Annotated in this window: 8 protein-coding genes and 1 pseudogene; 4 read left to right on the forward strand and 5 right to left on the reverse strand. The window is 69.5% G+C overall.

The genetic code is table 11. The features are described from left to right. A partial coding sequence (locus tag ABTU92_RS25915) for a hypothetical protein (RefSeq protein WP_408094493.1) occupies window positions 1-242 on the forward strand: 242 nt, incomplete at its 5' end. Between the two features lie 240 nt (window positions 243-482). Here ABTU92_RS25915 and ABTU92_RS25920 read toward each other — a convergent pair. Beyond that, entirely contained in the window at window positions 483-896 is a 414-nt protein-coding gene (locus ABTU92_RS25920; RefSeq protein ID WP_111360147.1) for a MucR family transcriptional regulator, read from the reverse strand. Between the two features lie 539 nt (window positions 897-1,435). Here ABTU92_RS25920 and ABTU92_RS25925 point away from each other — a divergent pair. After that, a complete protein-coding gene (locus ABTU92_RS25925) occupies window positions 1,436-3,547 on the forward strand; it encodes a S9 family peptidase (RefSeq protein ID WP_408094494.1) in 2,112 nt (703 codons plus the stop codon). 145 nt (window positions 3,548-3,692) lie between these two features. On the opposite strand, the gene ABTU92_RS25930 is transcribed toward ABTU92_RS25925, so the two are convergent. Beyond that, complete coding sequence (locus ABTU92_RS25930) at window positions 3,693-4,691, reverse strand: tripartite tricarboxylate transporter substrate-binding protein (protein ID WP_408094495.1); 999 nt, start codon at window positions 4,689-4,691, stop codon at window positions 3,693-3,695. A 268-nt stretch (window positions 4,692-4,959) separates the two neighbouring features. Here ABTU92_RS25930 and ABTU92_RS25935 point away from each other — a divergent pair, with 268 nt between their 5' ends. After that, window positions 4,960-5,883 carry a TRAP transporter substrate-binding protein gene (locus tag ABTU92_RS25935; protein WP_408094496.1) on the forward strand — a complete coding sequence of 308 codons (924 nt, stop codon included), beginning with the start codon at window positions 4,960-4,962 and terminating at the stop codon, window positions 5,881-5,883. Between the two features lie 178 nt (window positions 5,884-6,061). Here the strand turns inward: ABTU92_RS25935 and ABTU92_RS25940 are convergent, their stop codons facing one another. After that, window positions 6,062-8,212, reverse strand: coding sequence for a methyl-accepting chemotaxis protein (locus ABTU92_RS25940; protein WP_408094497.1), 2,151 nt, complete (start codon window positions 8,210-8,212; stop codon window positions 6,062-6,064). Between the two features lie 930 nt (window positions 8,213-9,142). Beyond that, window positions 9,143-10,138, reverse strand: a complete 996-nt coding sequence (locus ABTU92_RS25945) for a YheT family hydrolase (protein ID WP_408094498.1) — start codon at window positions 10,136-10,138, stop codon at window positions 9,143-9,145. Between the two features lie 245 nt (window positions 10,139-10,383). On the opposite strand from ABTU92_RS25945, the gene ABTU92_RS25950 reads away from it, so the two are divergent. Further along, entirely contained in the window at window positions 10,384-11,316 is a 933-nt protein-coding gene (locus ABTU92_RS25950) for a lactate/malate family dehydrogenase (RefSeq protein WP_408094499.1), read from the forward strand. Window positions 11,317-11,545: 229 nt separating this feature from the next. On the opposite strand, the pseudogene ABTU92_RS25955 reads toward ABTU92_RS25950, so the two are convergent. After that, window positions 11,546-12,069: pseudogene (locus tag ABTU92_RS25955) on the reverse strand (DUF308 domain-containing protein); the annotation flags it as partial.

The raw sequence follows: 12,069 nt of genomic DNA on the forward strand, positions 1-12,069 counted from the left end.
GCGGCGGGCGCCTTGGCGGGGGATTTGGCGGGCGATTTGGCGCCGGCCCGGCGCGGCGCCCGGCTCACCACGCCCTCCGGGCGACGCGCGCCGCGGCGGACCGCCGGCCGATCGAACGAGACAACGAACCCCGATGGCGCATGGCGACCTCGCATGTGATGGATTTAGGAATTTTTGCCTATCACGCGGGCCACGTCAAGACGGTCGAATCCGAATTCCGAGGGATCAGGTTTTCAGCATGAACGAAGATGGTTATCGACGCGGACGCGGCTCGTCCGGGGCGCCGTCCTAGGACTTTCTTCTTGAATCGCATCGGCCAGCATGGCCGGCGGGCAACCGCGATGCGCGAAACAAAAAACCGCCGGGGGGCCCGGCGGCGTCCGTCTCGTCGTGTGTCTTCTCGTCATGGGCCGGGCGCGTCGCCCGACCGGAGAGCGTGGTTCGCGCTCGACGGGTCGAGGCCGGCCGTGCCGGCCACCCCGTCACTTCGCGCGGCGCCGCCGCTGCTGGCCGAGGCCCATCTGCTTGGCGAGCTGCGAGCGCGCGGCCGCGTAGTTCGGCGCCACCATCGGGTAGTCGGGCGGCAGGCCCCACTTGTCGCGGTACTGCTCGGGGGTCATGTTGTACTGCGTGCGCAGGTGCCGCTTGAGCGACTTGAACTTTTTACCGTCCTCCAGGCACACGATGTATTCCGGCGTGATCGACTTCTTGACCGACACGGCCGGCTTGAGCGGTTCGACGGGCGCGTCGCTCTGCCCGCCCGAGACCCGCAGCAACGCCGAGTGAATCTGGTTGATGAGGCTCGGAATATCCCCTGCCGATATGCTGTTGTTGCTGACATAGGCCGACACGATATCGGCGGTCAGCTCAATATAGTTCTGCGCGCTCTCGCCCATCTTACGTTCATTTCTCTTTGTAATGACCCGATCGCTCCCGCCCGGGCCTGCAATGCCCCATCAGGTCCGGCCGAGCCCCGAGGCCAAGCGACATCGCGGCCGACTCGCGAGAACTCATTCTATGTATCGCCATTGCTGCGGAAAGCAAGAAGAGATTCGACCGTTGTAGAAGTGCGCGTGAACTCGACAACAGAACGGGCCAACTATTCGTCGGAACGACAAGGGAAAGTACAGGCTTGTACGTTCAAATCGGTATGGCTCCCATACCGGCAACCAACGGCCACCGCTCCGCCAGACCGGCGCGCGGCTCGCACCGCGGACACGATATGCTTGTTTTTGCAATGCGAAATGCCGTACCGCACCACCTCGACACAGATCGCACTCGACGATGAGCATGGCCCTTTCTGTCGGACAGTCGACGTGATGCCAATTTGCAGGCGCACTCCGCCACCCTAGATGAAGTCTTCCCGCGCACGTCCCCGCGCAAGCTCCCGTCGTCCCTGCCCCGTCCGGACGACGACCGACCGAAAGCCCGACCGATGCTCGACCGTGTCTCCCGTCCGCCCGCCCCGCCCCGCGTCGAGGAACGCCCGAGCGTCTCGGTGCATCACGGCGTCACGCTCGTCGACGAGTACGCTTGGCTGCGCGACCCCGACTGGCAGGCCGTGATGCGCGACCCCTCCGTGCTCGACCCGGCGATCCGGGCCGTGCTGGAGGCCGAGAACGCCCATGCCGAGGCGGCGCTGGCGCCCACCGAGGCGCTGCAGGAGACGCTGTTCGCCGAGATGAAGGGCCGCATCAAGGAGGACGACGCCGGCGTGCCCTCGCCCGACGGCCCGTTCGCCTACTACTCGCGCCACCGCGAGGGCGGCGAGCATCCGCTGATCTGCCGCATCCCGCGCGACGGCGGCGCGGAGGAGATTCTGCTCGACGGCGACGCGCTCGCCGCCGGCAAGTCGTTCTTCAGCCTGGGCGGCGGCGAGCATTCGCCCGACCATCGCCTCGTCGCCTGGAGCGCCGACGACCGCGGCTCCGAGTTCTTCACGACGCGGGTGCGCGATCTCGCGACCGGCGAGGACCTCGCCGACGTGGTGCCGGAGACCTCGGGCGGCGTCGTGTGGACGACGGATTCGCGCGCCTTCTTCTACGTGAAGCTCGACGAGCAGCACCGGCCGACGAAGGTCTTCCTGCATCGGCTCGGCACCGTGGCGAGCGACGATCGCGAGGTGTTCCGCACCGACGATCCCGGCTTCTTCGTCTCGATCGCGCGGCTGCAGTCCGGCCGCTTCGCCGAGATCTCGGTGCACGACCACGAGTCGGCCGAGGCCTGGCTGATCGACCTCGAGGCCCCCGACGCAGCACCGCGGCTCGTCACGCCGCGAGAACATCAGCTGCGCTACGACGTCGAGCATCACCCGGCCTTCGACGGCGGCCCGGTGCTGTTCATCCGCACCAACGCCGACGACGCCGAGGACTTCAAGATCGTGACGGCGCCGCTCGCGACGCCGGACCGTGCCCACTGGCGCGATCTCGTCCCGCACCGGCCGGGCGTCTTCGTGCTCGGCTTCTCCGTGACGCGCGACTGGCTCGTGCGGCTCGAGCGGGTCGACGGGCTGCCCCGCATCGTCGTGCGGCATCTCGGGCGCGGCGACGAGCACATGATCGCCTTCGACGAGGAGGCCTACTCGCTCGGCATGGCGGGCGGCTACGAGTTCGAGACCGACACGCTGCGGTTCAACTACTCGTCGATGACGACGCCGACCGAGACCTGGGACTACGACTGCGCGACGCGCGAGCGCGTGCTGCGCAAGCGCCAGGAGGTGCCGAGCGGCCACGACCCGGCGTCTTACGTGACGCGCCGCCTGCTCGCGCCGGCGCACGACGGCGAGACCGTGCCGGTGTCGCTGCTGGCGCGCCGCGACACGCCGCTCGACGGTACCGCGCCGGCGCTGGTCTACGCCTACGGCTCCTACGGCATGTCGACGCCGGCGGCGTTCTCGACCAGCCGGCTGTCGCTGGTCGATCGCGGCTTCGTCTACGCGATCGTCCACGCCCGCGGCGGCACCGAGAAGGGCTGGCGCTGGTATCGCGAGGGCAAGCTCGCCGCCAAGCCGAACACGTTCAAGGACGTGATCGCGGCGACCGAGCATCTGATCGCGAGCAAGATCGTCGCGCCCGACCGCGTGGTCGCGCATGGCGGCTCGGCCGGCGGCATGCTGATCGGCGCGCTCGCCAACATGCGACCGGATCTCTACGCCGGGCTGATCGCCGAGGTGCCGTTCGTCGACGTGCTCAACACCATGCTGGACGAGACGCTGCCGCTCACCCCGCCCGAATGGCCGGAATGGGGCGACCCGATCCGCGACGCGCAGGCGTTCCACACGATCCGGTCCTACTCGCCCTACGACAACGTGAGGCCCCAAGCCTATCCGACCATCCTGGCGCTCGCCGGCCTGACGGATCCGCGCGTCACGTATTGGGAGCCGGCCAAGTGGGTGGCGCGGCTGCGCCGGCTCAAGACGAACGACAATCTGGTGCTGCTGCGGACCAATCTCGACGCCGGCCACGGCGGCGCCGCCGGCCGCTTCGAGCGCCTGCGCGAGGTCGCGCTGTCCTACGCCTTCGCCATCGCGGTGGCGGGGCGGGACTAGGAGAATCTGGTCGTTCCGGGGCGGCGCAACGCGCCGAGCCAGGAACCCATATCCCCTGTCTTTCGTGAGCCACTGACGCAGGGGATATGGATTCCAGGCTCGCGGGCTGCGCCCGCGCCCCGGAATGACGGGCTTGCCCCCACCCTCACTCCGGCCTGATGCCCGCCGCCTTGACGATCGGCCACCACTTGTCGATCTCGGCCTTCTGATAGGCGCCGAGCGCCGCCGGGGTCTGCTGGTCGGGCGGGAAGATCACCTGCGCGAGGTCCTCGAGCTTCTTGCGCGTCGTCGGGTCGGCGAGCGCCGCCTTCAGCGCCGCGTTGAGCTTGTCGATCGCCTCCTTGGGCGTCCCCTTGGGGGCCCACAGGGCGTGCCAGAACGTGTAGTAGAAGCCCGGCAGGCCCGCCTCGTCGGTGGTCGGCACGTCGGGCGCCACCTTCAGGCGCTCCTTGTTGGTGACGGCGTAGACCTTGATCAGGCCCGACTGGATGTGCGGCATCGAGGTCGCCGGGGTGTCGAGCTGGATGTCGGTGTTGCCGGCGATCAGATCCTGCATCGATTGGCCGGCGCCGCGATACGGCACCATGGTCCACTTCACCCCGAGCGTGTTCTGCAGGAGCACGCCGGAGATGTGGCTCGGCGTGCCGACGCCGGACGTGCCCTCGGTGACCTTCTCGGGGTTCTGCTTGATCCAGGTCACCAGCTCGGCGAGATTCTTCGCCGGCATGGTCTTGCGCGCGACGATGAAGAACGGCTGCGTCGAGATCAGGCCGATCGGCTCGAAGTCGGCGATCAGGTCGTATTGCAGCGGATAGATGGCGCCGTTGACCACGTTGGTGCCGGAATGGCCGATGCCGAACGTGTAGCCGTCCGGCGCCGCGCGGGCGACGCGCCCGACCCCGACCGTGCCGCCGGCGCCCGTCGTGTTCTCGACGATCACGGGCTGGCCGAGCGTGGCGCGCATCCCCTCGGCGACGACGCGGGCGATGACGTCGGTCGAGCCGCCCGGCCCGAGCGGCACCACCATGGTGACGGGTCGCGACGGAAACCCTTGCGCCTGCGCGTCGCCGATCGGTGCAACGAACGGCGCCACGAACGGCGCCAGCACCGCGGCACAGGCCGCGGCCAGCCAAACCCTGGTCATGCGTTTCCTCGACTGTTCTTGTCGCCGGCTTTGTATGCCGACCGTCCGGCAACTGTGGCGTCCCCGGGCGCCAAAGACAAGCGACGTCGTCCCCGCGGATTCGTCGCATCAGCCGGGACGTCCCCGCATTCGACAGCCGATCCAGCGGCCGTTAGTCTTCGCCCTTCGGAGCCGCGCCCACGAGAACCGCGGCCAGGAAACGCCACAAGACGCGCCACCAGGAAACGCCCCGCCCCCTCACCGGCGAGCCGCACCCCCGCGAGCCCTCATGAGCACACCGATCGAGATTCGGATGGGAGGCTACGGCCCGTCCACCACCTGCTTCAGCAAGGCGCTGAAGATCATCGGCGACCGCGTCGCGGCGCGCTTCGGCGACGCCGTGAAGGTGCGCTACGTCTGGAACATCATGGATCTCGGCTACAAGGCCGAGGACATCCTGTGGCTCGTGGAGTCCGGCGTGCTGAGCGTCGGCTACCAGTCGTCGAGCTACCTGACCGACCGGGTGCCGGAGATCGGCGTCGTCGACCTGCCGTTCCTGTTCGCCAGCAACGACGAGGCGCGCGGCGCCATGGACGGCGCGCTCGGCGCCTGGCTGGCGCAGCGGATCGAGGACAAGGTCGGCTATCGCATCCTCGGCTGGTTCGAGAACGGCTTTCGCCAGATCTCCAACCGGCTGCGTCCGGTGCGCACCGCCGGCGACCTCGCCGGCATGAGCATCCGGGTCCTCCCGAGCGACGTCCAGGCGAGAACCTTCGCGCTGCTCGGCGCGACCCCGCTGCGCCTCGACCTGACCGAAGCGATTGCGCGCATAAAAGCGGGGACGCTCGACGCGCAGGAGAATCCGCTCGCCAACACGGTGACGTACCACGTCCACGACTTCCATCGCTTCCACACGGTGACGAACCACTTCTACGTCTCGCGCCCGGTGTTCTTCTGCCGCGCCCAGTTCGACGCCTGGCCGAAGGAATTGCAGGAGACGATGCGCGAGGCGGTCGCCGAGGCCGTGGCGGCGCAGCGGGTGATGACCGGCGAGGAGGACGATGACGCGCGGCGCGCGCTCGCCGCGGCCGGCTGCGAGCTGATCACGCCGAGCGCCGCCGAGCACGCGACGTTCAGGGACGCCGTCGCCCCGCTGCTCGCCGACGCGCGGGAGACTTATGGCGCCGAGGCGATGCGGCTGGTCGGACGCTGAGGCGCACGCCAGGGACAGAAGCGTTATGCGCGGGCTCGACCCGCGCATCCATCACCTTCGCCGAATAGGCGCTTCATTGCGAAGAGATGGGTCGCCGGGTCGAGCCCGGCGACGACGTCGGAAGAAGTCGCGCCGACGAGCGGCTCGGACCCCATTGACGCCTGGACCACCCGTCCGCTCAGGCGGCCCGCACCGTGCCGAGGAAGCGGACGACCTCGGTCTTCAGCCGGGCGCCGTTCTCGGCCAGCGCCTGCGCGGCGGTGAGCACCTGCTCGGAGGCCGTGCCGGTCTCGCTGGCACCGCGCTGGACGTCGCCGACATGGGCGCTGACCTGCAGCGTGCCCTGCGCCGCCTGCTGGGCGTTGCGCGAGATCTCCTGGGTCGCGGCGCCCTGCTCCTCGACCGCGGCCGAGATGCTGCTCGCGATCTCGGACAGGCGGCCGATGGTGCCCGAGATCTCCTTGATGGCGCCGACCGACTCGCTGGTCGCCGCCTGCATGCCGGCGATCTGGGCCGAGATGTCGCCGGTGGCCTTGCCGGTCTGCGCCGCGAGCGCCTTCACCTCGGAGGCGACGACCGCGAATCCCTTGCCGGCTTCTCCCGCGCGAGCCGCCTCGATCGTCGCATTCAGGGCCAACAAGTTGGTCTGCTCGGCAATGGCCGTGATCAGCTTCACCACGTCGCCGATGCGGGTCGCCGCCTGCGCCAGCTCGGCGACGCGAGCATTGGTGCGGCCGGCCTGCTGGACGGCGCCGTCGGCGATGCGGCTCGACTCCTGCACCTGACGATTGATCTCGTGCACGGAGGCCGCCATCTGCTCGCTCGCCGAGGCGACCGACTGGACGTTGACGGCCGCCTCCTCCGAGGCGCTGGCGACCGTCGTCGTGATCTCCTCGGTGCGCTGCGCCGTGGCGGTGAGCGTGTGGGCCGAACTCTCGAGATCGGCGGACGTGGACGACACCGTCTCGATGATCTGGCCGAGCGCCGCCTCGAACCCGTCGGCGATCTTGTGGATCTCGTGACGGCGCTGCTCCGTCACGCGCCGCTCGGTGTCGGCCTGGAACTCGCGGTCGAAGGCGAGCTTGGATTGCATCGCCTGGATGTTGCGCAGCGCCTGGCCGATCTCGTCGTCGCGCTTGATCACGATGCGGCCGGTGAAGTTGCCGCGGGCGATGCGGTCCATCGCCGCGTTGAGGCGGCCGAGCGGGCGCAGCGTCGCCTGGATGGTGCGCAGCCCCAGCCAGCCGCCGTAGAGGAGCCCGAGCGCGAGCATCGCGGCCACGAAGGCGAGCGCGACCGCATAGTCGCGCCCGGAGGCGTCGAGCAGCAGCTTCGCCTCCTTGCCCTGGACGGCGACCAGCCGGTCGAGATCCACCTTGGCGGCGGCATAGAGCGGCTCGATGGTGCTGCTCAGGAAGACCCCGAGCTCGTCGTGCTTGCGGGCCGCGAGCAGAACCAGGGCCGGCGCGATGCCGGCATCGAGAAAGCGCTGCTGCTTGGGTGCATACGCGTCGGCGACACCCTTCTCCTCCGGAGTCAGGTAGGTCGCCAGATACGCCTTCCAGGTCGCGTCCATGGCGCTGCGGTTCGCCGCGATGCGACCCGCGGCGTCGCCCGTCGCCTGCCCGGCGCGCGCCTTGGCGATCACATCGTGAAGGGCGAGCATGTCGTCCTTCATCCGGTCGTTGAGGGTGAAGAGCTGCTGCAGCGGCACGACGCGGTCGTCGTACAGCGACTGCATCATGGCGTTGGTGTCCCGGGCGGCGTAGAGACCGCCGACGCCGACCAGCAGGATGAAGCCGACCAGCACGGCGACCAGCGTGACGAGCCGCGCCTTCATGGTGCCGGTGAACAGCGAGAGACGGTCCCACAGGCTGCGCTCGCGCAGCAGACCGGCGGCGAGCGCGAAGTCGCAGGGCTTCTTGGCCCGGATCTGCGCATAGGCGCGCTCGGCGTCGGCGCGCTGCTCGGCGGTGAGCTTGGTGCGCACCGACTGGAATCCGGCGATCTGATCGTTCTCCCAGATCGGCGTGACGCTCGCCATCACCCAGTAGAAGCTTCCATTCTTGCACCGGTTCTTCACCGCGCCGGCCCACGGCTTGCCGGCCGCGATCGTGTCCCACAGATTGGCGAAGGCCTCGACCGGCATGTCCGGATGGCGCACGATGTTGTGCGGCTGGCCGATCAGCTCGGCTTCGGAAAAGCCGGAGGCGGCGACGAACTGGTCGTTGACGAAGGTGATCTTCCCCTTCCGGTCGGTCTTCGACACGATCAGGGTGCCGTCGGGAAGAACATGCTCGGTGTTCGACACCGGAAGGTTCGAGCGCATGGCGGAGTCCTGGGGCCTCGGTCGCGATGTCACGGGGATACGCTCAGGGCTGCGGGCGGCGGGCGCTGGCGCGACCCACCGCTACGAGCCGGCGAACAGACAACTTTCACAAAAAGATGCGTGATGGGCGTCTATCGAGCGTTAATGAGGCGAGCGCGCGTGTTCCGTAGAAACACCGAGGCCTAGGCGCTTCTTATAAGGTCGCCTCGCTTGGACGGGCGAAAGATCTAGATCGAGCCGGCGAGCGGAGCAGGATCTCGATCACCGTGTGCCCGCGGGCGAAGACCAAATCCACCTGCTCTGTCGTCCCGGGGCGGCGCGACGCGCCGAGCCCGGGACCCAACCCCTGTCTGTCGTGAGCCACTGTCTCCGGGCGTATGGATCCCGGGCACGCGCCTTCGGCGCGCCCCGGGATGACGGCTAGAGCACTTTTCGGTTGTGACGAATCGAACCAGGCTGCCGCTCGTCCCCGCGAAGGCGGGGACCCGGGGGCCGCCCGATGTGTGGCTCTGGATTCCCGCCTTCGCGGGAATGAGCGGAGAGTGGGTCGACGTCGGCGGAAACCACTCTAGTGCGAAGCGCTGATCTTCGCGGGGCACGATGCAGGACAGCGAATGAGGGTTGTTATCACGATCCCTCCGGGGAGAGTCGATCGAGCCCTCCCCGGAGTCACGCCGACTTGACGCGCTTACGAGCGGCGCGTGGCGACACGGCGGGCCGGGGCACCGCGCAGGATCAGATAGAAGACGACGCCGAACGTCATCAGCGGGAGCAGGATCGGAGCGGCGACGGTGATGGAGTCGAACATCGGGGGTCTCCTTGATTGGTTCGATGCCAGGATTACGCGGGCATCTCGGAGACGGATCACATCGCGCGCGCCGTGATGCTGCGACCTCCCGCCGCGCGACAGGTCGAGCGCCTTCGCCGCTCTCACGACGCGGTGGCGAGCCAGTCGCACACGGCTGCCGGCATCGCGTTCACGTGGCCGGGAAACGGCCCGCTCGCGAAGCCGACGTGACCGCCCTCCTCCGGCTGCCACGACGTCACCCGCGGGCCGGCCTGCTCCGGCGTCGGCAACGACCATCCGGGCACGAAGGGATCGTTTCGGGCGTTGAGCACCAGGGTCGGCACCCGGATCAGACGCAGATGCGGCTTCGCCGAGGCGCGCCGCCAGTAATCATCGACGCCGGAAAACCCGTGCAGCGGCGCCGTGAAGCAGTCGTCGAACGCGCGCAACGTGCGCGCCGCGAGCAGGCGCTCGCGATCGAACAGTCCCGGATGCCGGGCGAGCGCCGCGAGCGCGCGCGGCTTCATGCTGCGCAGGAACATGCGCGCGTAGACGAGCCGGTTGAAGCCGCGGTCGATCGCCGCGCCGGCGGCGGCGAGATCGAGCGGCGCCGACACGGCGGCGACGGCCCGCACCGCGGCGCCGGCGCTGTCGCCCGCCTCCTCGACGAAGCGCAGGAGCGCGTTGCCGCCGAGCGAGACACCGGCGGCGAGGAGCGGCGCCCCGGCCTGCGCCCGCAGGCGCCGAAGAATCCAGCCGACCTCCTCGAAGTCGCCGGAGTGATAGGAGCGCGGGGCGCGGTTCGGCTCGCCCGAGCAGCCGCGGAAATGCGGCACGCAGAAATGCCAGCCGCGCGCGCGGGCGGCGAGCGCGAAGGCGACGGCGTAGCGGCTCGCCGAGCTGCTCTCGAGACCGTGGAACAGCACCAGCCAGGGCCGCCTGTCCGCAGCGCGGCGATCGGGCGTCATCTCCTCCGGCGCCGGCAGATGATCGACGTCGACGAAGTCGCCGTCCGGCGTGTCCCACCGCTCGCGCCGATAGGCCGGCATCGCGTCGGCGCGCGGCGACGAGAACAGCGCCGGCCAGATGGTCTGGGCGTTGCCGCCCGGCAGCCACCAGGGGGCACGATAGTGTTTCATCAGGGAGGCGGTCATTGCGGCCGCACTGTACGCCACCGTACCGGTCGCGCAATCGAACGCATGCCGCGCCGTCCGTCACGACACCTCCTTCCGTCGCGCTCCGCAACTACGCCCTGAAATTTCGGCTCCTCGCGCGTATCCTCGCGGCCGTCCACCGGTCGCGCCGCACGGATCGAACCCCGTCGCGGCACGCCACATCCGGCGCGGCGGCGCGTCCGTCGCGCCCGGCCTCCAGGGGGCTACGCGTGAAAATTTCGGTCATCGGCATGGGCGCGGTCGGCACCGAGGTGGTCGGCCATCTGCTCGCCTCCACGGCGGCGAGCGAGATCGTCGCGGTCGACCGCAACGCCGAGAAGGCGCAGGCGGAGATCTGGGACTTCGCCCACACCACCTCGTTCATCTACGCGAAGAACCCGCGGCTGATCGCCGGCGGCTGGCCCGAGACGGTCAACAGCGACATCGTCGTGATCACGGCCGGCGCCCAGCTCGAGCGGGGCCAGAACCGCGACTCGCTGGCCGAGGTCAACAGCCGCGTCGTCAAGGATCTGATCGAGCGCACCGAGGCGACCTCGCCGAACGCCATCGTGCTGATGGTCACGAATCCGGTCGACGTGATGGCGCAGGTGGCGGTGGCACACTCGTCGTATCCCAAGGAGCGGGTGATCTCGCTCGGCACCATCGTGGACACGGCGCGCTTCATGCGCATCGTCTCGGATCACGTCGGGATCGATCCGAAGAACATCTTCGGCTACGTGCTCGGCGACCACAGCCACACCGGCTTCGTCCCGTGGAGCCTGTGCAACGTCTGCGGCCTCGACGTCGACACCTACTGCGCCCTCAACGGCGTCGCCCCGATCGACCGCACGGCGGTCCGCCAGCGCGTCCTGCAGATCGGCCTCGACATCTTCGCCGGCAAGGGCAACACCAATCACGGCATCGCCGCGAGCGTGTTCCGCATCATCCGGGCGATCACGGGCAACGAGCGCTCGGTGCTGCCGGTCGGCACGCTGCTGGAGGGCGAGTACGGGGTCGACGGCGCCGTGATGAGCGTGCCCTGCGTGATCGGCCGACGCGGCGTGCAGAAGATCATCGCCTGCCGCTTCACCGACGAGGAGCAGGAAGCCTTCGACGTCTCGCACGCCCATGTCCGCGAGCTGATGGCGCTGGCCGGGCTTTAGAGCGACGCGGGTCTCGGACGCCGATCGGTATCAGCCTCGTGTCCCGGACGCGGTGCCCCGCACCGCGCGCCGGGACCCAGAGCGACAAAAGGGAGCGCCGACCGTGCGGCCCCTGGGCCCCGGCTCTGCGGCGCGTCGGGCCTGCGGCCCGCCCCGCCTTGTCCGGGGCACGCGGTCGAGAACCGGGCCTGCGTCTCATCGAGAGGGATACGCCGTCACGCCTGACGGCTCAGCCGTGGCTCTGCTCGAGATGGCGGCGCAGGTCGTCGATGGAGGCGAAGCGCAGCGTGCCGTGCTCGAAGGCGGCGTCGATCGAGCCGTCCGTGTAGAGCGTGTAGCCCATCCCGTCGATGACGCCCGACTTGAGCACCGTGACGGGCTCCGCCTCGGCGATGGCCGGCGGTTCCGGAGCCGGGGCGGCGAACGCGGGCGGCGGCGGCGCGCGGTCGAAGCCGCGATCCGCGGGGCTGCGATCCCCGCCACGCTCGAAACCACCGTCCTGACCAGGACGATCCTGACCCCGGTCCTGACCGCGGCCAGGACCACGGTCGAAGTCCCGCTCGGCGGGGCGCTCGAACGGCGGCGGCGGCACGTCGTCGAGTGGCGCCTCGGCGTCCGAGCTGACGGTCTGGCGGCGCCGCGTCCAGGCGAAGAAGCGCTTGCGCTCGGCCCCCGGGGTCGGCGCGAGCGGATCGCGGGTCCAGTCGGGCTCCGCCTCGGGAAGATCGGCGGCCGGCCCGGCCGCGGCCGGGG

It is taken from the genome of Rhodoplanes sp. SY1, from assembly GCF_046000175.1.
Lineage (GTDB): Bacteria > Pseudomonadota > Alphaproteobacteria > Rhizobiales > Xanthobacteraceae > Rhodoplanes.